This window comes from Serratia plymuthica NBRC 102599, assembly GCF_001590925.1.
Classification (GTDB): Bacteria; Pseudomonadota; Gammaproteobacteria; order Enterobacterales; family Enterobacteriaceae; genus Serratia; species Serratia plymuthica.
Map to the genome: position 1 here is coordinate 26062 of NZ_BCTU01000038.1, position 20389 is coordinate 46450.

Annotated in this window: 21 protein-coding genes; 9 read left to right on the forward strand and 12 right to left on the reverse strand. The window is 56.7% G+C overall.

Features of this window, described 5'->3' with window-relative positions; all coding sequences use genetic code 11:
• Nucleotides 1-24: 24 nt before the first annotated feature.
• Genes recG through gmk form a run of 5 tightly spaced genes read right to left on the reverse strand, consistent with a single transcriptional unit; the run spans nt 25 to nt 5887 of the window.
• On the reverse strand, nt 25-2106 hold the full coding sequence (gene recG, locus SPL01S_RS22405) for an ATP-dependent DNA helicase RecG (protein WP_063202921.1): 2082 nt from the start codon (nt 2104-2106) through the stop codon (nt 25-27).
• Nucleotides 2103-2798, reverse strand: a complete 696-nt coding sequence (gene trmH, locus SPL01S_RS22410) for a tRNA (guanosine(18)-2'-O)-methyltransferase TrmH (protein ID WP_013815038.1) — start codon at nt 2796-2798, stop codon at nt 2103-2105. The genes recG and trmH overlap by 4 nt, the downstream gene beginning before the upstream one ends.
• Nucleotides 2799-2803: 5 nt before the next feature.
• Complete coding sequence (spoT, locus tag SPL01S_RS22415; RefSeq protein WP_006320163.1) at nt 2804-4915, reverse strand: bifunctional GTP diphosphokinase/guanosine-3',5'-bis pyrophosphate 3'-pyrophosphohydrolase; 2112 nt, start codon at nt 4913-4915, stop codon at nt 2804-2806.
• Nucleotides 4916-4933: 18 nt separating this feature from the next.
• The gene (rpoZ, locus tag SPL01S_RS22420; RefSeq protein ID WP_004953385.1) at nt 4934-5209 is read right to left on the reverse strand and encodes a DNA-directed RNA polymerase subunit omega; all 276 of its coding nucleotides are present in this window, start codon (nt 5207-5209) and stop codon (nt 4934-4936) included.
• A gap of 54 nt (nt 5210-5263) precedes the next feature.
• Nucleotides 5264-5887, reverse strand: coding sequence for a guanylate kinase (gmk, locus tag SPL01S_RS22425; protein WP_004953384.1), 624 nt, complete (start codon nt 5885-5887; stop codon nt 5264-5266).
• A gap of 284 nt (nt 5888-6171) precedes the next feature.
• Here gmk and ligB point away from each other — a divergent pair, with 284 nt between their 5' ends.
• Nucleotides 6172-7875, forward strand: coding sequence for an NAD-dependent DNA ligase LigB (ligB, locus tag SPL01S_RS22430; protein ID WP_232246039.1), 1704 nt, complete (start codon nt 6172-6174; stop codon nt 7873-7875).
• A 7-nt stretch (nt 7876-7882) separates the two neighbouring features.
• Here ligB and SPL01S_RS22435 read toward each other — a convergent pair whose 3' ends face one another.
• Complete coding sequence (locus SPL01S_RS22435) at nt 7883-9442, reverse strand: MFS transporter (RefSeq protein WP_063202925.1); 1560 nt, start codon at nt 9440-9442, stop codon at nt 7883-7885.
• Between the two features lie 116 nt (nt 9443-9558).
• Here SPL01S_RS22435 and SPL01S_RS22440 point away from each other — a divergent pair, with 116 nt between their 5' ends.
• Nucleotides 9559-10452 (forward strand): LysR family transcriptional regulator, encoded by an 894-nt coding sequence (locus SPL01S_RS22440; RefSeq protein ID WP_063202928.1) that lies wholly within the window; start codon nt 9559-9561, stop codon nt 10450-10452.
• Nucleotides 10453-10458: 6 nt separating this feature from the next.
• Here the strand turns inward: SPL01S_RS22440 and SPL01S_RS22445 are convergent, their stop codons facing one another.
• Nucleotides 10459-11076 carry a trimeric intracellular cation channel family protein gene (locus tag SPL01S_RS22445; protein WP_006320142.1) on the reverse strand — a complete coding sequence of 206 codons (618 nt, stop codon included), beginning with the start codon at nt 11074-11076 and terminating at the stop codon, nt 10459-10461.
• A 298-nt stretch (nt 11077-11374) separates the two neighbouring features.
• On the opposite strand from SPL01S_RS22445, the gene SPL01S_RS22450 reads away from it, so the two are divergent.
• Complete coding sequence (locus SPL01S_RS22450; RefSeq protein WP_063202936.1) at nt 11375-11809, forward strand: DUF3574 domain-containing protein; 435 nt, start codon at nt 11375-11377, stop codon at nt 11807-11809.
• Nucleotides 11810-11838: 29 nt separating this feature from the next.
• On the opposite strand, the gene SPL01S_RS22455 is transcribed toward SPL01S_RS22450, so the two are convergent.
• Nucleotides 11839-13023 carry a NupC/NupG family nucleoside CNT transporter gene (locus SPL01S_RS22455; RefSeq protein ID WP_063202930.1) on the reverse strand — a complete coding sequence of 395 codons (1185 nt, stop codon included), beginning with the start codon at nt 13021-13023 and terminating at the stop codon, nt 11839-11841.
• 344 nt (nt 13024-13367) lie between these two features.
• Between SPL01S_RS22455 and SPL01S_RS22460 the strand changes: the two genes are divergently transcribed.
• Nucleotides 13368-13757: a hypothetical protein gene (locus SPL01S_RS22460; RefSeq protein WP_063202932.1), complete on the forward strand. Its 390-nt coding sequence runs from the start codon at nt 13368-13370 to the stop codon at nt 13755-13757.
• 54 nt (nt 13758-13811) lie between these two features.
• On the opposite strand, the gene SPL01S_RS22465 is transcribed toward SPL01S_RS22460, so the two are convergent.
• Nucleotides 13812-14675: a YicC/YloC family endoribonuclease gene (locus tag SPL01S_RS22465; protein WP_006328929.1), complete on the reverse strand. Its 864-nt coding sequence runs from the start codon at nt 14673-14675 to the stop codon at nt 13812-13814.
• Nucleotides 14676-14801: 126 nt separating this feature from the next.
• Between SPL01S_RS22465 and rph the strand changes: the two genes are divergently transcribed.
• Entirely contained in the window at nt 14802-15518 is a 717-nt protein-coding gene (rph, locus tag SPL01S_RS22470) for a ribonuclease PH (protein WP_004953365.1), read from the forward strand.
• Nucleotides 15519-15611: 93 nt separating this feature from the next.
• Entirely contained in the window at nt 15612-16253 is a 642-nt protein-coding gene (gene pyrE / locus SPL01S_RS22475) for an orotate phosphoribosyltransferase (RefSeq protein ID WP_004953362.1), read from the forward strand.
• Between the two features lie 47 nt (nt 16254-16300).
• Here pyrE and slmA read toward each other — a convergent pair whose 3' ends face one another.
• The 3 genes from slmA to coaBC form a co-directional block, all read right to left on the reverse strand.
• A complete protein-coding gene (slmA, locus tag SPL01S_RS22480; RefSeq protein WP_004953358.1) occupies nt 16301-16897 on the reverse strand; it encodes a nucleoid occlusion factor SlmA in 597 nt (198 codons plus the stop codon).
• A 259-nt stretch (nt 16898-17156) separates the two neighbouring features.
• Entirely contained in the window at nt 17157-17615 is a 459-nt protein-coding gene (dut, locus tag SPL01S_RS22485; RefSeq protein WP_043912776.1) for a dUTP diphosphatase, read from the reverse strand.
• Nucleotides 17593-18810, reverse strand: coding sequence for a bifunctional phosphopantothenoylcysteine decarboxylase/phosphopantothenate--cysteine ligase CoaBC (gene coaBC, locus SPL01S_RS22490; protein ID WP_063202934.1), 1218 nt, complete (start codon nt 18808-18810; stop codon nt 17593-17595). The genes dut and coaBC overlap by 23 nt, the downstream gene beginning before the upstream one ends.
• A gap of 180 nt (nt 18811-18990) precedes the next feature.
• Here coaBC and radC point away from each other — a divergent pair, with 180 nt between their 5' ends.
• From radC to rpmG, 3 genes are all read left to right on the forward strand, one after another.
• The gene (radC, locus tag SPL01S_RS22495; protein ID WP_062869072.1) at nt 18991-19674 is read left to right on the forward strand and encodes a RadC family protein; all 684 of its coding nucleotides are present in this window, start codon (nt 18991-18993) and stop codon (nt 19672-19674) included.
• 263 nt (nt 19675-19937) lie between these two features.
• Complete coding sequence (rpmB, locus tag SPL01S_RS22500) at nt 19938-20174, forward strand: 50S ribosomal protein L28 (protein WP_004953342.1); 237 nt, start codon at nt 19938-19940, stop codon at nt 20172-20174.
• Between the two features lie 11 nt (nt 20175-20185).
• Complete coding sequence (gene rpmG / locus SPL01S_RS22505) at nt 20186-20353, forward strand: 50S ribosomal protein L33 (RefSeq protein ID WP_002208990.1); 168 nt, start codon at nt 20186-20188, stop codon at nt 20351-20353.
• Nucleotides 20354-20389 lie beyond the last annotated feature (36 nt).

Consider the following 20389-nt stretch of genomic DNA (forward strand, 5'->3'; position numbering starts at 1 on the left):
GGCGCCTTTGTCTATGGCTGAGGGTCAGGCGTTGGAGTAGCGCGCTTTCTCCGGTAGCCAGCGTTCAATCAGGGCGCGGGCATGTTCCGGGTACTGCTGATGAATATGACGGGCGACGCGTTGCACTTCCGGTATCATTGCCTGGTCGCGCAGCAAGTCGGCCACCTTGAACTCCGCGCTGCCGGTCTGGCGCGTCCCAAGCAGCTCGCCTGGGCCACGAATTTCCAGATCGCGCTGGGCAATCACGAAGCCATCGTTACTGTCGCGCAGTACCTGCAGACGTTTCTGCGCAGTTTTACTCAGCGGGGTTTTGTACAACAGCACGCAATGCGATGCCACAGCGCCACGGCCAACGCGGCCGCGCAACTGATGCAGTTGCGCCAATCCAAGCCGCTCCGGGTTTTCGATGATCATCAGGCTGGCGTTCGGTACGTCGACGCCCACTTCGATCACTGTGGTTGCCACCAACAGCTGTAACTCACCCTGTTTAAAGGCCTGCATTACCGCCTGCTTTTCCTGTGCTTTCATGCGGCCGTGAACCAGAGCGACTTTCAGTTCGGGCAGCGCAGTCTTCAACTCTTCCCAGGTGGCTTCTGCCGCCTGCGCTTCCAGCAACTCCGACTCTTCGATCAGCGTACAGACCCAGTACGCCTGCCGGCCTTCTTCCATACAGGCGCTTTTTACCCGCTGGATAATATCGGCGCGCCGGGTGTCAGGAATGGCGACGGTGGTGACCGGCGTCCTGCCTGGCGGCAGTTCGTCGATCACCGAGGTATCGAGATCGGCATAGGCGGTCATTGCCAGCGTGCGTGGGATTGGCGTGGCGGTCATGATCAACTGGTGGGCATGGAAGCCTTGCTCCTCGCCCTTTTCCCACAGAGCCAGCCGTTGGTGCACGCCAAACCGGTGCTGTTCGTCGATGATCACCAGCGCCAGGCCGGAAAACTGTACCTGTTCCTGGAAGATGGCGTGCGTACCGACCACCATCGACACTTTTCCGCTGGCGATCGCTTCCTGCTGAGCAATGCGTGCCTTGCCTTTTTGCTTGCCGGCCAGCCAGCCGACTTCAAGCCCCAGCGGTTCAAACCACTGGCGGAAGTTATTGGCGTGTTGTTCGGCCAGCAGTTCGGTGGGCGCCATCAATGCCACCTGTTTGCCGTGGGCGATGGCGCGTAGCGCCGCCAGCGCTGCTACCAGCGTTTTGCCTGAGCCGACATCACCTTGTACCAACCGCATCATCGGGAAGCCTTTTTGCATATCGGCTTCGATATCGGCCACCACGCGCTCTTGCGCGCCGGTCGGCGAGAACGGCAATTCGGCGAGAAATTGTTGTTTCAGACGGTCATCCGGCATCAGCGGCAGCGCCTGATAACTCTGCGCGCCGGCGCGTACCGCCAGCATGCTGAGGTTATGCGCCAGCAGCTCTTCCAGGATCAGGCGTTTTTGCGCCGGATGCTTGCCCTGTTCCAAATCTTCCAGCTGGATATCCGGCGGCGGGCGGTGCAGGGTGTGCAGTGCCTGCGGCAGGCTCATCAGCCCGCCACTGAGTTCCGGTGGCAGCAGTTCGGCGATGGCGCAGGTGTCCAGCAGCTCCAGCGCCTGATCGGTCAGCTTGCGCAGTGTGGCCTGCCTGATGCCTTCGGTGGTCGGATAAACCGGCGTCAGTGATTCTTGCAGCTCAACCTCGCTGCTTTCCCCCTGAATGCGGTATTCCGGGTGGATGATTTCTGCGCCGAGGTTACCGCGTTTGATCTCACCGTAAGCGGTCACGCGTCGGCCTGCGGCCAGGCTGTTTTTCATCGCTGCGTTGAAGTTAAAGAAACGCATGGTGAGCAAGCCGGTACCGTCGCTGATTTGGCAGGTCAGCATACGCCGATGGCCAAAACTGATATCGCTACGCAGCACTTCGCCTTCCACCGTGGCAAAAATGCCCGGCAGCAGATCGTTGATCGGATAGAGACGGGTGCGGTCTTCATAACGCAGCGGGAGGTGCAGCAGCAGGTCCTGAATGGTTTCCAGGCCAATTTTGGCCAGCTTGCCCGCCTGGCTGGCTCCAACCCCGGAAAGCGTGGTGAGAGGGACGGCGTCCAGCAGGCGGCCTTTCATCGGCGTACCGTTGCCTGCATGGTTGCCCACCATTCGGCGTCGGCGACCACCTGGCCCTGTTGGTCAATCTGCGGACGCGGCAGCCCTTTGCGCTTGGCGACGTTGGCCAGCACCGGGTAACCGCCCTCGAACAGCAGGCGTTGTTGTTCTTCTTCGTCCAGCGCGCTGTGGGTGCGCAGGTACATACCGGCGTTGTGGCGTTGGCGCTGCGCTTCGTACAAGATCAAGGCGGAGGCGACCGACACGTTGAGGGATTGCACCATGCCGATCATCGGAATGATGATGTCCTGGTCGGCCAAGGCCAGCGCTTCTTCGGTGATACCGGTTTTTTCCTGGCCCAGCAGCACGCAGGTTGGGCGGGTGTAATCCACCTCGCGGAAATCAACCGCGCGGGCGGAAAGGTGGGTCGCCAGAATCTGCATACCTTGATCTTTCAGGTGGGTCACTGCGTCAGAGATGGTGCGGTGGGTTTTTACGTTGACCCAGCTGTTGCTGCCGGCAGCGGAGGAAACCAGGGTGCGCATGCGTGAGGTCGGCCACACGGCATGCACCTGGTGCACGCCGACGGCGTCGGCGGTGCGGATAATGGCGGAGACGTTATGCGGTTTGTGTACCTGTTCCAGGCAGACCGTCAGATCCGGCTGCCGGGTTGCCAGCATTTCACAAATCCGCGCATAGCGTTCAGGGCTCATAGGCGCTAATTTCGGTTACGGTTAACTTTAATCACATCCGGCATGATACGGATTTTACGCATAATATTTGCCAGATGGATGCGATCGCGGGTGGTCAGGCGAATAAAGGCGCTATAAACCCGGCCGTCTTTCTCTTCGGTATTCAGGCTCTGAATATTGGACTCGGCCGCGTTGATGGCCGCCGTCAGGTTGGCCAGCGCGCCCTGATGGTTAAACATGTCCACTTTGATCTCGGCGATGAACTCCTGCTCGATGTCCTTATCCCACTCTACCGCCATGAATTTCTCAGGCTCTTTCTGGTAGCCGCGGATATTTCGGCAGGATTCATGGTGGATCACCAGCCCTTTGCCCGGGCTGACGTGGGCAATGATCGGGTCGCCCGGAATAGGTCGGCAGCACTTGGCGAAGGTGATCAGCACGCCGTCTGCGCCCTTGATCGCCAGGTTACGAACCCCGGAGGAGGTGCCCAGGTTGGATTGGTCACCCTGCAGGTTTTTCGCCACCACCACGCTCATGGCGTTGCCGAGGCCGATTTCAGCCAGCAGATCGTCCAGGGTCGCCAGTTTCATGCGATCCAGCTCGTGCTGGATATTTTCCGGTGGAATTTCTGCCAGTTTGCGGCTACCGCCCAACGCATGGTTCAGCAAGCGGCGGCCGAGGCCGACCGAGTCATCGCGCTTGAGGTTTTTCAGCATCTGGCGGATTTTGGCGCGCGCTTTCGAGCTGACGACAAAGTTCAGCCAGGCGGCGTTTGGTCGGGCACCCGGTGCGGTGATGATTTCCACCGTCTGACCGCTGCTCAGCGACTGCGACAGCGGATAGGGCTGTCGATCGACGCGGGCGCCAACGCAGGCATGACCGATATCGGTATGCACTGCATAGGCGAAGTCGACCGGCGTTGCGCCCGCAGGCAGTTCAACGATGCGGCCTTCCGGGGTGAAAACGTAAATCTCATCCGGGAACAGATCGGATTTCACGCTCTCGATAAATTCAAATGAACTGCCGGCGCTTTGCTGCAACTCCAGCAAGCTTTGCATCCAGCGCTGGGCGCGGATTTGTGCGGTGGTGCCGGTTTCGCCCTGTTCTTTTTCTTTATAAGCCCAGTGCGCGGCCACCCCCATTTCTGCCATCTGATCCATATCTTCGGTACGGATCTGCACTTCAACCGGCACGCCGTGAGGGCCGATCAGGGATGTGTGCAGCGATTGGTAGCCGTTGGCCTTGGGAATGGCGATATAGTCTTTGACCCTGCCCGGGCGCGGTTTATACAGGCTGTGGGCCTGGCCCAGCACGCGGTAACAGGTATCGACTTCCTTCACGATCACCCGAAACGCGTAGATGTCCATAATCGAATGGAACCGCTGTTCTTTCAGGTGCATCTTGAGGTAGATGGAATACAGATGCTTTTCTCGCCCACTGACGCGGCAAGGAATGCCGGCTTCGTTCAATCGGCCTTCGATCTCGGAGAGAATCTTTTGGATCATCTCCTTACGGTTACCGCGAGCGGCTTTCACCACTTCTTTGATTACACGGTAGCGGTTCGGGTACAACGCCTCAAAACCCAGCTCTTCCAGCTCGGTCTTCAGGTGGTGAATACCCAGGCGATGGGCCAAGGGGCTGTAGATTTCCAGGGTTTCACGCGCGATACGCCGACGTTTGTCAGGACGCAGCGAACCCAGGGTACGCATATTGTGCGTGCGGTCGGCCAGCTTGATCAGCACGACGCGGATATCCTGCACCATCGCCATGATCATTTTGCGGAAGTTTTCCGCCTGGGCTTCTTTCTTATCCTGGAACTTCAGCTTGTCGAGCTTGGATACGCCTTCAACCAGTTCAGCGACGCTCTTGCCGAACAGTTGTTCCATATCCTGGTAGGTGGCCGGGGTGTCTTCGATGACGTCATGCAGCAGCGCTGCCATCAGCGTCTCATGATCGAGACGCATTTCCGCCAGAATGCAGGCCACGGCGACCGGGTGAGTAATGTAGGGCTCACCGCTGGAGCGTGTCTGTCCCTCGTGAGCATCACGTGCAACGAGGTATGCCTGTTTGAGGCGCTTAATCTGCTCCTCAGGCAGGTAACGTTGAATCAGCAGATTCAGGCTTTCAAACAGGTACAAGGCAGACTCGCAGTCTAATTAACGACGACCTTCAGCAATTGCGGTAACCGCTTGAATTTCTGCGGCTTCCTGCTCTTGCTGCTCCTGACGATCACGAACATCGAGGATCTGGCTGGTGATCAGGCCTTCTTCGATTTCGCGCAGAGCGATAACGGTGTACTTGTCGTTTTCTTCCGGAACAAGTGCATCTTTACCGCCAGTCTGGATTTGACGTGCCCGACGAGCAGCGACCAACACCAGGTCAAAACGGTTACCAATTTTCTCTACAGCGTCTTGAACAGTTACGCGTGCCATATTTGTGCTACTCCACAGGTGACGAAAAGACTGGGCATAATACTGAAACTGTCTTCAGTCTGCCAATAGTTTGCTGATTAAAGCGTCATGCCGCAGTAATTGCCGGCCTAAACGCAGGCGCTCGGCGCGAATAATGGTTTTCAGATCGGACAGGGCCAGATCGAAATCATCGTTCACGATTAAATAATCATACTCCGCGTAGTGCGTCATCTCCGCTACGGCTTGCGCCATGCGTTTGGCGATCACGTCTTCGGAGTCTTGCCCGCGGCCACGCAAGCGACGGCCAAGTTCATCTTTCGACGGCGGCAAAATAAAGATGCTGCGCGCCTGCGGCATTTTAGCGCGGATCTGCTGCGCACCCTGCCAATCGATATCCAGGAAGACGTCTACGCCGGTCGACAGCACCTGCTCAATGGCGGCGCGTGAGGTCCCGTAATAGTTGCCGAACACTTCGGCATGCTCAAGAAACGCATCCTGCTCAATCATCCGGCGGAATTCATCTTTTGAGACGAAGAAATAATGTTCGCCGTGATGTTCACCCGGGCGGCTGTCGCGCGTGGTGTGCGAAACCGAAACCTGCGTGTCGTACAGCGGTTGCGTCTTTAACAAAGCCTGAATCAGACTTGATTTCCCTGCGCCACTGGGGGCAGAGACAATAAAAAGCGTGCCTTGAGCCATGATGATGTTCGTTGATAGCGGTTGATGTGCCAATAACAGCGGATGTGTATTTTCTCCGCACAGTATACACGGCTAACGCGCCGGGTGCAGCGTTAGCTCGCATTTTGCCCGCCGCTTTGTGCTGAAAAAACCGCTAAACGGCGGATTTGCGCAGCGGATCGGTAAATTTCCGCGATTTCATGTAACGCAGTCACCCTTTCTCGAGCCGCTAGGCAGTTCGGAAAACTGCCCGTTGCCGAGGCGCCGCTACCCGGTTTTACTGCCGGTTATCAGGGAGGTGCGCTATGCGAAAATGTGGAATACGGGTCGGGATGACGCTGTTGGTCGGGGTAATGTTCTGCGGTGCGCTGCGGGCAGAAAGTTGTCCGGCGTGGCGACCGGAGCGGCTGCAACTGGAGATAACCACGTTAAAAAACCAGCTTGAACGCTGGGATGTGGCTTATTACCAACAGGGCGACAGTTTGATTGAGGATGAGGTCTACGACAGCCTGCGGCAAAAGCTGCAGTTGTGGCACCGTTGCGCCGGGCTGGAAAGGGTCGAGGAGCCCAGCCCGCTTTTACCGGCGGGCAAGACGCCTCACCCGGTGGCGCACACCGGGCTGCATAAATTGGCGGATCCTGCAGCCGTGGGCCAATGGTTGCGAGGCCGCAGCGATGTCTGGGTTCAGCCAAAGGTGGACGGCGTCGCTATTACTTTGGTGTATCGCGATGGGGAACTGGCGGCAGCGGTCAGCCGGGGAAACGGGCTACAGGGGGAAAACTGGCTGGAAAAGGTGCGGGCTATTCCGGCGATACCGGCGGCGGTGAAGGGCGCGCCGGCGACGTTGATTCTGCAGGGCGAACTCTTTCTGATGGTGAACGGTCATCAGCAAAAGATTCATGGCGGCATCAATGCCCGATCCACGGTAGCCGGTGCGCTGATGAAAAACCGGCTTTCGCCGGTCTTGCAACAGATAGGTCTGTTTGTCTGGGCATGGCCGGATGGCCCGCAGGAAATGACTCAGCGTTTGCAGCAGCTTGCCGCAATGGGATTCCCTCTCGCGTTGGCTTATTCACAGCCCGTGAGTTCACTGGACGACGTGCGGCAATGGCGTGAGCGTTGGTATCGCGAAGCATTGCCCTTCGTCACGGATGGCGTGGTGATTCATCAGGCGCGCTCACCGCAAGGGCGCTACTGGCAGGCAAAGCCCGGCGATTGGGCGGTTGCCTGGAAGTATCCGCCGGTGCAGCAGGTCGCCAGGGTCAATGATGTCGAGTTCAGTGTAGGCCGTACCGGAAAGATTGCCGCGGTGCTGAAACTTGATCCTATCAGGATGGATGATAAGTGGGTCGCGCGGGTTAACCTGGGATCGCTGTCCCGCTGGCGGCAGTGGGCGGTTGTGCCAGGTGACCAGGTGGCTATTAGCCTGATGGGGCACGGGATCCCGCGTCTGGATAAAGTGGCCTGGCGGACCACAGAAAGAATCGAGCCCAGTGCGCCGGCTGCCGATCGCTACCATGCTTTGAGTTGTTTTACCTGGCTGCCGGAGTGTCGCCAGCAGTTTCTGGCGCGGCTGGTGTGGTTGGGTGGTCCACAGGGACTCGGCCTGCACGGCGTCAGTGAATCCACCTGGCAGGTGCTGATTGATCAGGGGCTGGTGCGGCACTTGCTGGATTGGCTGGTTTTGACGCCGGAGCAACTGATGTCAGCGCCCGGCATCGGTGATAAACGCGGACGAAGCATCCACCGGCAATTTCAGCAGGCGCGACAGCAACCGTTTGCTCGCTGGCTGATAGCCTTAGGCGTGCCGCTGAGCCTGCAACAAACGCCGGCGTTGAAAAGCTGGCATCAGATACGGCAACTCCCCGTAGGAGAGTGGCGAAAAATGACCGGGATAGGCGCGAAAAAGGCCGAGCAAATCATCGGTTTTTTGCAGCATCCGCCATTTCTGACGCTGGTCAGCACGCTGGAGGCACAGGAAATAACAGGTTTTGTCGGAACCCGGTGAAGTGCTGTTACTCCGTCGATCTCTCGACAAGTGAGTTTGCGTCTGTGGTCTGTGGATGCGTGATCGGCGGGGGTGAGGCATGACGCAGGAAAATAAAAACGATGCCTGCGGAAATCGCCGTCATTAACGCCAGAATATACAGCAGGTTATGAAATGCGGCTTCGTAGCTCTGTTTCAAGGCCGCAGTATCGACATTCAGCAGTGCCGCCGCTTGTTGCAGGTCGCCCATTGCCAGCCGATGGGCGCCGGCGGCCGCATTGGCCAGCGGAGAGCCCGGTAGATGCTGTTCAACCAGGGTGGCCAGCAACGCACCCACCACGGCGAGTGCGATACCTTCGCCCGCCACGCGGACGGTGCTAAAAATGCCGGTAGCCATGCCTGCGCGATCCTTCGGCACCACGCTGACTGCCAGGCCGTCCATTAATCCCCAGGGCAAGCTGATGCCGCAGCCAATGGTCAACAGCGGCAGAATCAATAGCACGAAGGGCTTCCCCGGCGCATATTGCGCCAGCCATAGCAGGCCGAAGGCGCAGATCAGTAAACCCAGGCTGGAAATGATACCGGCGGAAAACCGGTGCGCCAACATGCCTGCCAGCACAGGCAATACCAGCATTGGCGCCGAGAGTGCGAACATAACGATACCCGCCTCCAGGGTGCCGTAACCTTCGATGCCAATAAAGCGCAGCGGGAGTAAAACCAGCAGCACCACGTAGGAATAGGCCGGGGCGGCCGCCAGAAACTGTACGCCGACAAAGCGCGGATAGCGGAATAAAGACAGATCAAGCATCGGCCTGCGCACGTGATTCTCGATCGCGACAAAGGCAATCATGAAAAGCAGCGCGCCGCTGAACAGAGCGATGACTTCACGGCTGCCCCAACCGCTGTCGGGGGCTTGCAGTACGGCATAAGTCAATAATGTCAGAGCCAGCGTAAAGGTGGCCGCGCCGGGCCAGTCGAGTTTGGCCGCTGCGGGATCGCGCGACTCATGCATATAGCGTATACCGGCGAACAGGGCGATGGCGCTGAACAGCGACACGCTGATAAAAATCGCGCGCCAATCAAAATGCTGTACCAAAAAACCGGCCAGCAGCGGGCCAAATGCCAGGCCGATGCCAAAGGTGGTTCCCAACAGGCTGAAGGCTTTGGCGCGTTCTGCGCCATCGAATACCTGAGCCAGGCCGGCGGTTCCTCCGGCAAACGCCGCTGCGGCGGCAACACCCTGTAGCGCACGTATTAAATCAAAGGCGATGATGTCCTGCACCATCAGCATAACCATCGAGCTTAGGGTAAGCACCGCCAGGCCGCTGATGAACACGCGTTTGCGGCCAAAGCGATCGGCGAGCGCGCCGGCAATCATCAGGCTGCAGCCAAAGGTCAGCATAAAGGCGTTGGTGACCCAACTGAGGGCGACTACGCTGCCGCCAAGGCTGGCGGCGATAGCGGGTAAAGAGACTGCCGGGCCGGTAAAGTTAATCGGCATAATCAACCCCGCCAGGCAGACGGAGAACAGGATAATCCAGCGTTGCGGATCGGGAGCGGGGTCTGGAAGACGGTAAGGATGGTTCATGATGAGCTCCAGCGGCAGTATTGTCGGTTGGGATGGATGATAAAGTGGATTTAATTGGCTAAAAATGGGGCTATATTCCACTCTTTAAGGACAATAACGCTCTAATTGGAGATCCTATGGACAGCCTCAGTGGCCTATTGGCCTTTGTGCGCGCTGCCGAGCTACGCAGTTTTGTCGCCGCAGGTGAGCGGCTGGGCGTGTCCGCCTCTGCCGTCGGAAAAAGCGTGGCCAGGCTTGAGGAGTCGTTGGGCGTCAGGCTGTTTAACCGCAGCACCCGGCGTATCAATCTCACCGATGAGGGGACATTGTTTTTTGAACGCTGCCAACGCATCGTCAGCGAAATTGAAAATGCCGAAGCCGAAATGGCGAGGATCTCCGACGCGCCGCGCGGCAAGCTGCGCGTGAGTATGCCGGCTATCGGCTATCGAATGTTGGTCCCTCTGCTTGCTGATTTCAGCGCGCTTTATCCCGAGGTTGAGCTGGACGTGGACTTCAATGACCGGATGGTGGATCTGATCGCCGAGGGAATCGACGTGGCGGTTCGCAGCGGTGAGTTGGCGGATTCCCGGCTGATGGCCCGGCGGCTGGGGCCGTTCCGGTTGATACTGGCGGGTGCGCCTGAGTATTTACAGCGTCGGGGCGTGCCGCAGGGGCCGGAAGATTTGCTCGAGCATGCCTGCCTGCGCTACCGCTACCCGGGGGGTCAGCAACTGCAGGAGTGGAGGTTGTTTTCTGATGGAGAGCCGGTTTCCCAACGAATCCCGGTGACGCTGAGCTGCAACAGCATTGAAGCCCTGATCCACGCCACCCAGGAAGGATTGGGCATCGCTTACCTGCCGGATTTTACGCTATGTTCGGCCATTAACGCCGGGCAACTGGTGGCGGTGTTGGATCAACATACGCAGGAGCAGGGATTTTTCTCAGCTCTGTGGCCGTCAAGCCGGCATATGCTGCCCAAGGTGAGGGTCTTTGTAGACTACCTGGCGCAGCATATGTTGCCTCTGAGATGAGCCGTATTAATGGTCTGGATGCTGGTAGTTGAATACCGGTAGCCCCAGGCGAAAGCGCAGGGCGATCAAGCGGGCGCTCAGGCCGGCGACCAGCGTGATGATGACGACCAGGTTATGCGGCAGGCTGAAGTGTTGCAGGCCGATGTACAGCCAGGCGGCGGCGAAGGAAATACCGGCATAGATTTCCTTCTGGAAAACCAGAGGGATGCGGTTGCAAAGCATATCGCGCAGCACGCCACCGAACACGCCGGTGATGACAGCCGCAATGGCGGCGATGATAGGGCCGTGGCCCATATCCAGAGCGACCTGCGCCCCGATGATTGAAAATACAATCAGGCCAACGGCGTCCAGCACCAGGAACAGGCGACGCAAGTGGCGCATCAGCGGCGCTACCCAGGTAGTGACAATCGCGGCAATGGCGACAATCACGATATATTCAGGATGCTTGACCCACCCCAACGGAAAGTGCCCGAGCAGCATATCGCGCACCGAGCCACCGCCAATAGCTGTGGCCGAAGCGATAATAATCACGCCAAACATATCCATCTGGCGGCGGCCGGCAGCCAGCGCGCCGGTCATGGCTTCGGCGGTGATGCCGATAATATAAAGAATGCTCAGTAACATAAGGTATTCACAGGGTGGGCGGGAGTGAGTGTAAGGCCGAAAGGGTAATCGCCGACGGTGCATATCGCTACTGAGTTTTTCTAACCAATGCCTATTCGGATTACTTTAATTAATCTGGCAGTGGTTTATCTGACTTGTTGTTGGCCTTTTTTAACCTTTCAATGACCATACAGGTATTAGATATTTCGTGTTAGTTTCTAGAGCTGACTATGCTTTTTGCATTCTATCTTTACGCTGCGCATCGGCGGTGTATTTCAGGCTGATGACGGGTGTGCCCACCGAGGAATATGAATATAAAATGAAAAATACTCCCATGCTGGCGGCGGCCTTGGTTACCGCCCTGTTGTTGAGCGGCTGTGTTGCAACGGCCCAAAATGCCACGCAGCAAAAGCCGAGGGTTTGCGGCACCGGCGATCCGATGGTCCAAACCACGCTTTATTTCGGTTTGAACCGCCCAACCGGACCGGTGATTACCGCAGCAGAGTGGCAGGGTTTTGTCGATCGGCAGGTGACGCCGCGCTTTAAAGACGGCCTGTCGGTGTTTGATGCCAAAGGGCAGTGGCTGGGCAATGATGGCAAGCTGGCGCGCGAGAACAGCAAGGCATTGATGCTGATTCATGCGCCGGGCAAGGACAGTGAAACCGACATCGAGGCGCTGCGCAGCAGCTATAAGCAGCAGTTTGCGCAGGATTCGGTGATGCGCGTTGATGCGCCGGTGTGCGTCGCGTTCTGAGGTGATCCCGGCCGGGGCCGGGATATTGCTTACAGCACCAACCCTGCGATGGCTGCCGAGAGCAGGCTGACCAGCGTTGAACCATAGACCAGCTTCAGGCCAAAGCGGGATACCACGTTGCCTTGTCGTTCATTCAGCCCTTTGATCGCCCCGGCGACGATGCCGATAGAGGCAAAGTTGGCAAAGGAGACCAGGAACACGGACAGAATACCCAGGCCGCGCGGCGACAGTTCCGCCGCAATTTTCTTCAACTCGATCATCGCCACGAATTCATTGGCCACCAACTTGGTCGCCATGATGCTGCCGGCCCGCAACGCATCCTGCGCCGGGATGCCGATCAACCAGGCCAGCGGATAAAACACGTAGCCCAGAATTTGCTGGAAGCTGATGCCGAACACGGCGGAGAACAGAGCATTTACCGCAGAGATCAGCGCAATAAAACCAATCAGCATCGCGGCGATAATCATCGCAATCTTGAAGCCCGCCAGAATGTATTCGCCCAGCATTTCAAAGAAGCTCTGATCTTCATGCAGTTTGTTCAGTTTCAGCTCAGGCTCATCGTCCAGTTGATAAGGGTTGATGATCGACAGAATGATAAAGGTGCTGAACATATTGAGGATCAGCGCCGCAACCACGTATTGCGCATCGATCATCGACATGTAGGCGCCAACGATGGACATGGAGACCGTCGACATGGCGGTTGCGGCCATGGTGTACATGCGGCGCGGCGAAATATCGCCGATGATTCCCTTATAGGCGATGAAGTTTTCCGACTGACCGAGTACCAGCGTGCTGACGGCGTTGAAAGACTCCAGCTTGCCCATGCCGTTAACCTTGGACAGCAGGGTGCCGACCAGGCGGATAATCAGCGGCAGAATACGAAAGTGCTGCAAAATACCGATTAGCGCGGAAATAAAGATAATCGGGCACAAAACGCCCAGGAAAATGAACGCCAGCCCGTCCTTGCTCATGCCACCGAAAACAAAGTCGGAGCCTTGCGCTGCGTAGGTCAGCAGCGTTTCAAAGAAGCCGGCGACGTGCCTGATTACGCTGAGGCCACTTTCTGAATGCAGGAAGAAATAGGCGAGTGCACCTTCAATGACCAACAGCTGAATAATATAGCGCAGGCGGATTCTCTTGCGATCGTTGCTGACCAGCAACGCCAGGGCGATGATCACCACCAGGGCGAAAATAAATTGCAGAATTTGCGGCATAAAGGGTCCGTACGGCTTGCGGGCATGAAAAAAACACATTTAGCCACAGCTTAGCCCGCCTTTCATTACCTTACGTGATAATTAGAACAAAATACTTCGGGCGGCTGGTATGGGTTATGGATTGTCATTCTCTGGGTGATCGTCGCAGTTTTTCGTAAAAGCCTCGCTTTTACGGCGAAGATGCCTGTAAACCCATCGCCGATGGAGCGGGCCGGCTGGAATCTGTCCCGCATAATCTGAACGTCATCCCGCTTAACTATTGATTTTTTCCGCGCTGAGAGAGAAAAAGAGTTCACTATTTCGCCGCAAAAGACGGCCTACTTTCTCAGGATGAGGATGCGGATATGAAGACACAGGCAATGTTGCGGGCGTTGGCAAATGGCATTAACCCCGAGACGGGGGAGTTGCTGGGTACGGCGTCAATGACCGGCTCGCCGGAGGCGATTCGGCTACTGTTTGCATTGGCCGAGGAGTTTCAGGTTGAGCCGGAGCGCCAGAAGAAAGTAAAGCTGTCACCGGAAGAGCGGCAGCAGAAAAATATTGCCGAGGGACGGCCGGCGAAATCGCATTTCCCTTGGGCAGAGGAGGAAAAACAGCGGCTGCAGGAGAGCTATGCAGAGGGCGGAACGCTTGAGGCATTGAGCAGCGAATTTGAACGCACCACTTGGGCCATCGCCGTTCAACTGCAAAAAATGGGGCTAATTACCGAACAGCAGGCGGCCAGGTATATATAGGGTTAGTTCATAAAAAAACCCGCATAGCGCGGGTTTTGGTTAGTGAAGAAAATATCACTCGATGTTCTGGATCTGCTCGCGCATTTGCTCGATCAGCACTTTCAGTTCGATAGCGGAAGTGGTGACTTCGGCATTAATCGACTTGGAGGCCAGCGTGTTCGATTCGCGGTTAAACTCCTGCATCATAAAGTCGAGGCGGCGGCCCACGGCTTCTTTCTTCTTCAGGATGTTATGCGTTTCTTTTACGTGGGCTTCCAGACGGTCCAGCTCTTCGGCAACGTCAATACGTTGCGCCATCAACACCAGCTCCTGTTCCAGGCGAGTGTTTTCCAACTGCACCTGAGCTTCTTCCAGCTTGCTGACCAGGCGCTCACGCTGCCATTGCAGGATGTTTGGCATCTGGGCGCGCACTTTGATCACTTCGGCGCTGACGCCGTCGAGGCGCTGTTCGATCAGGGCTTTCAGCGCGGTGCCTTCGCTTTCGCGAGCGGTGATGAAATCATCCAATGCGCTGTCCAGAGCCTGCATCAGCTGTGCGCTGATGGCGTCCAGATCCTGCTCCTGAGCAGACATCACGCCCGGCCAACGCAAGACGTCGATAGGATCGATTTCCCCTTCGTCGCTCTGCATTTTTACCCAGTTGGCGGCTTCAACCAGCTGTTTAGCCAGTTTTTCGTTCAGGATCAGCGAGCTTTGCGCGCTCGGGTCCAGCTCGAAGCGCAGGTTGCATTCCACTTTGCCACGGGTCAGACGGCCACGGATACGTTCGCGGATCACCGGCTCCAGGCTGCGGAATTGTTCCGGTAAACGGATGTAGGTTTCTAGATAGCGTTGGTTAACGGAACGCAGCTCCCAAGCTGCGCTGCCCCATTCACCCTTGATTTCACTCCGTGCGTAGGCGGTCATGCTGCGGATCATTGATGCGTACCCGTAATAGGAAAAGATGGAACGATTATAACGTTGGACCTCCGGGCAGGATAGGCATTACGTCACGAAGCCCGTATAATGCGCAGCCAATCGTAGATTAGAAGCCGGAGAGAACCCATGCGTCCTGCAGGCAGAGCACCACAACAAGTTCGCCCACTGACATTGACCCGTCACTATACCAAACACGCTGAAGGTTCAGTGCTGGTTGAGTTTGGCGATACCAAAGTTTTGTGCACCGCCACGGTAGAAGAGGGCGTTCCGCGCTTCTTGAAAGGTCAGGGCCAGGGTTGGATCACCGCCGAATACGGCATGCTGCCGCGCTCCACCCACAGCCGTAACGCTCGCGAGGCCGCAAAAGGCAAGCAGGGCGGCCGTACGCTGGAAATTCAGCGCCTGATCGCCCGTTCGCTGCGTGCGGCGGTCGATCTGAAAAAACTGGGTGAGTTCACCATTACCCTGGATTGCGACGTACTGCAGGCTGATGGCGGCACCCGTACCGCCTCCATTTCCGGTGCCTGCGTTGCGCTGGCTGATGCGCTTAATGCATTGGTTGCTGCGGGCAAACTGAAGGCCAACCCAATGAAAGGGCTGGTGGCTGCAGTGTCTGTCGGTATCGTCAAGGGCGAAGCGCTGTGCGATCTGGAGTACGTCGAAGACTCTGCGGCAGAAACCGATATGAACGTGGTGATGATGGAAGACGGCCGCATGATCGAGGTGCAGGGCACCGCCGAGGGCGAACCCTTCAGCCACGACGAGCTGTTGGCGCTATTGGCGCTGGCTCGAGGGGGCATCGAAACCATCTTCCAGGCGCAGAAAGCGGCGCTGGCAGAGTAATTTTTAAGGCGACTGAAGAGTCGCCTTTTTTACGCCCGACTATCGGGTGGCAGTAATAACAGATCTAACAGACCCAGACGAGGAGAAGCAGTAATGAAAGCCTATCAGCGCCAGTTTATCGAGTTCGCGCTTAACAAGCAGGTATTGAAATTCGGTGAGTTCACTCTGAAATCCGGCCGTACCAGCCCGTATTTCTTTAATGCCGGCCTGTTTAATACCGGGCGTGATCTCGCGTTGTTAGGACGCTTCTACGCCGAAGCGCTGATGGACTCCGGCATCGATTTTGATCTGCTGTTTGGCCCGGCATACAAAGGTATCCCGATCGCCACCACCACGGCGGTAGCGCTGGCGGAACACCATGAACGCGACGTACCTTACTGCTTTAACCGTAAAGAAGCCAAAACCCACGGCGAAGGCGGCACTTTGGTGGGCAGCCCGCTGCAGGGCCGAGTGATGCTGGTGGACGATGTGATCACCGCCGGCACCGCAATCCGTGAGTCGATGGAAATCATCGGTGCCAGCGGTGCGACGTTGGCTGGGGTGTTGATCTCCCTGGACCGTCAGGAACGCGGGCGTGCGGAGATTTCGGCTATTCAGGAAGTCGAGCGCGACTATCACTGTAAGGTGATTTCCATTGTGACGCTGAAAGATCTGATTGCTTATCTGGAAGAGAAACCGGAAATGGCGGCGAGTCTGGCGGCGGTGCGCGCCTATCGTGAACAGTACGGAGTTTAACGCGCTATTCACGTTGTCAGGCGCGCCAAAACGCGCCTGACAACGGTTTATTGCAGCTGTGCCGCCAGCAGCGGCCAGCGGCCGTCGAAGTCTTGCGTAGGACGGTAACGGAACTCGGAGCGCACGTAGCGTGACAGCATACCTTCGCAGAATGCCAGCAGTTGGCTGGCCAGCAGTGTTTCATCCACGACAAAGCCTTTGCCTTCCCGCAGTTTGCGCTCTTTCAGTACCTGCCGCAGCTGCGCCTCTATACGTTCAAACAGCTGGCTGATCCTTCCCTGCAAGCGGTCCTGCTCAAACATCAGCGCATGGCCGGTCATGATGCGCGTCAGGCCAGGGTTACGTTCGGCAAACCCCAAGATCAGCAACAGGATCAGGCGCAGGCGGTTAAAGGTTTCTTTTTCGTCCTGCAGGATCAGGTTGATGCGCGTTATCAGGCTGTCTTCAATAAATTCGATCAGACTGTCGAACATCCGTGTTTTGCTGGGAAAATGCCGATACAACGCAGCTTCGGAGACACCGACGTTAGCGGCCAGTTTCGCAGTGGTGATACGCTGGCTGCCGTCGCTGGATTCCAGCATTTGGGCTAACGCCTGCAGTATTTCCTCGCGCCTGTTCCTTTTGGTATTTTCTTTTTCTGCCATGTCTGATTAGACCCTTGCTAAAACTGCTTAGACTTTCGGAAACCCGCGCACCGGCCATTGCAGAGAGATCTCTGTGCGGCTTATGTGATAGCTTTTTTACGATGCTGGGGTCAGCGGCCTTAACGACCTGTGTTCTCCGCGCGACCTGGTGTGCGCTGTAATCGTTGCCGGACAAACCTTGCCATAGAAATGTCCTTCTCTCTGGGCGGCAAGGTTTCGGACGACATTTCCCTGCCGACCATCAAGTCTTGGGCTGCGCTTAGTGGCGACCCGAGTGGCCAAAGCCACCTGCGCCACGTTCGCTGCTGTCGAACTCTTCTACCAGATTGAACTCAGCTTGCACAACAGGCACAAAGACCATTTGCGCGATACGTTCGCCGGGTTCAATGGTGAAGGATTTTTGGCCGCGGTTCCAGACGGAAACCATCAACTGACCCTGGTAGTCGGAGTCGATCAGGCCAACCAGGTTGCCCAATACCACGCCGTGCTTATGGCCCAAACCTGAGCGTGGCAAGATCACCGCCGCCAGATCGGTATCGGCAATGTGAATAGCCAGACCGGTAGGCAGCAGCGTGGTTTCACCTGGAGCCAGTTCAACCGCGCTGTCCAGACAGGCACGCAGATCGAGGCCGGCTGAACCTGGGGTGGCGTAGGTCGGTAAAGGGAAATCCTGTCCGATACGCGGGTCGAGGATTTTAACGTCGATTTTTTTCATCATAACGGCTGACTATCTCGTCTATTAAACGTTGGCCAAGGAGTGCCTTATCGCTCAGCGCCAGGCGCTTTTCTCCATTCTGCCAAAAAAGGTGCAAGGCATTGGTGTCACTGTTAAACCCATGCTCTGCAAGCGATACATCATTAGCGCAAATTAAATCCAGTTTCTTACGCGCCAGTTTTTGTCGCGCGTATTCTTCCACATTCTGGGTTTCGGCGGCAAACCCCACGACAAAGGGGCGATTTTTAGTCATTGCGGCGACGCCGGCAACGATGTCGGGGTTTTTTACCATTTTGAGGATGATTTCATCACCCTGTTTTTTTATTTTTTCACCGGCGATCTGCCCGGCACGGTAATCGGCTACGGCAGCACAGGAAATGAAAATGTCCTGCTGGGCGGCGCGCTGCTGCACTGCGTGTTCCATTTCCAGCGCACTGATGACGTCTACCCGGGTTACCCACGGCGGCGTCGGCTGGTTGACCGGCCCGGCAATCAAGGTGACCTGCGCACCGCGTGCGGCGGCGGCTTGGGCGATAGAGAAGCCCATTTTACCGGAACTGTGATTGCTGATGAAACGCACCGGGTCCAGCGCTTCACGCGTTGGGCCGGCGGTGATCATAATCTTTAAATGTTGCAAATCTTGTGAAGCGGAGAAATAACCGTTCGCCAGATCGACGATGTTCAAGGGATCGAGCATGCGGCCAGGGCCAACATCACCACAAGCCTGGCTGCCGCTGTCCGGGCCCCACAGCAACATGCCGCGTGCCTGCAGCGTTTGCAGATTGGCCTGGGTGGCTGCGGCGCGATACATCTGCTGGTTCATGGCGGGCGCTGCGGTTATCGGCGCGTCGGTCGCCAGGCAAAGGGTCGTCAGCAGATCGTTGGCCATGCCGGCGGCGACGCGTGCCAGCAGATCGGCGGTAGCGGGGGCCAGGATCACTAAATCCGCCCATTTGCCGAGCTCTATGTGACCCATCGCGGCTTCGGCTGCGGGATCCAGCAGATCGTCGGAGACAGGGTAGCCGGAAACCGCCTGCAGCGTCAGCGGCGTGATGAACGCTTTCGCCGCGCCGGTCATTACCACTCGCACTTCCGCGCCTCTGTCACGCAGGCGGCGCACCAGTTCTGGGCATTTGTACGCAGCGATACCGCCACTGATGCCAAGCACAATATGTTTGCCGGAAAGTCCCGTCATCATGATTGTCCGATTGAAAACCGAAAGATGCGCCATTTTAGCATAACCGCCAGACAGGTGAGCGATTCCGCTGTCTCTGCAGCTTGTTACATTGCGCTTTGCGCAGTACTTCGCAATGTTATCAAACACCTGTCGTTCCCCTTTGTTCCGCATGGCATGCTTGGACGCTTTCGGGGGGTGATGATGAGCAGTCAGGTAATGACCTTGTGGCCGGGAGCGCTTGCGCCCCGGGAAAAGTTACTGCGGTACGGCGCGGCGGCGCTGTCCGATGCGGAGTTGCTGGCGATTTTTCTGCGTACCGGCTTTCCCGGCCTGCATGTCATGCAACTGGCGGAGCAGTTGTTGGGGCAGTTTGGCTCGCTGTATCATCTGATGTCGGCAGACCATCAGGTTTTCTGCAGCCACAAAGGATTGGGTAATTCGAGCTATGCGCAGCTTCAGGCGATTTCAGAATTGGCGTTTCGCTTCTTTTCCGGCCATCTGGCGCAGGAAAACGCCATGCTCAATCCCAAAATAACGCAGCATTATCTGCAAAGCTTACTGGCTCACCGTGAGCGGGAGGTGTTTTTGGTATTGTTTTTAGACAATCAGCACCGCGTTATTCGCCATCAGGAGATGTTTGCTGGTACCATCAGCAGCGTCGTCGTGCACCCGAGAGAAATTGTGCGTGAAGCGTTGAAGGCTAATGCGGCCGCCATTATTCTGGCGCATAATCATCCTTCGGGTAAGGCTGAACCCAGTCACGCTGACCGTTTGATAACAGAGCATGTGGTTAATGCCTGCCTGTTATTGGAGATCCGAGTGCTCGATCATTTGGTGATAGGTCGGGGTGAATGCGTCTCTTTTGCCGAGCGCGGATGGCTTTAAGCGATTTTTTCGCGATCCTTCGGGGATCTTTAGCTGTTCGGGACTTGAGCACTTACGCCTCAGAGCGTATACTACGCCACCTTTGAGAATCTTGGGTTTGGCGTAAGAGCCTATCTCAGCAGGTTTCTAACCTGATGTGTGGTTTCTGACCTGATGACGGGAGTCTCCTCAGTATGGAGTTTGCTGAGATGGGCTCTAAAAGCCTGACGAGGCGGCCATACCCTATACGAAGCTCGAGCTGATTTGATTTTTGGAGAATAGACATGTCCCGAGTCTGCCAAGTTACTGGCAAGCGCCCGGTGAGCGGTAACAACCGTTCCCACGCAATGAACGCGACCAAACGCCGTTTTCTGCCGAACCTGCACTCACACCGTTTTTGGGTTGAGGCTGAGAAGCGCTTTGTAACGCTGCGTGTATCTGCTAAAGGTATGCGTGTTATCGATAAGAAGGGTATTGAGACGGTCTTGGCCGATCTGCGTACCCGTGGTGAGAAGTATTAAGGAACTGCATCATGGCTAAAGGTGTTCGCGAGAAGATCAAGCTGGTTTCTTCTGCTGGTACTGGTCACTTCTATACCACCACGAAGAACAAGCGTACTAAGCCGGAAAAATTGGAACTGAAGAAATTCGATCCAGTTGTCCGTCAACACGTACTGTACAAAGAAGCTAAAATTAAATAATTTTAGTGGATTAATAAAAACCCAGCTTAGGCTGGG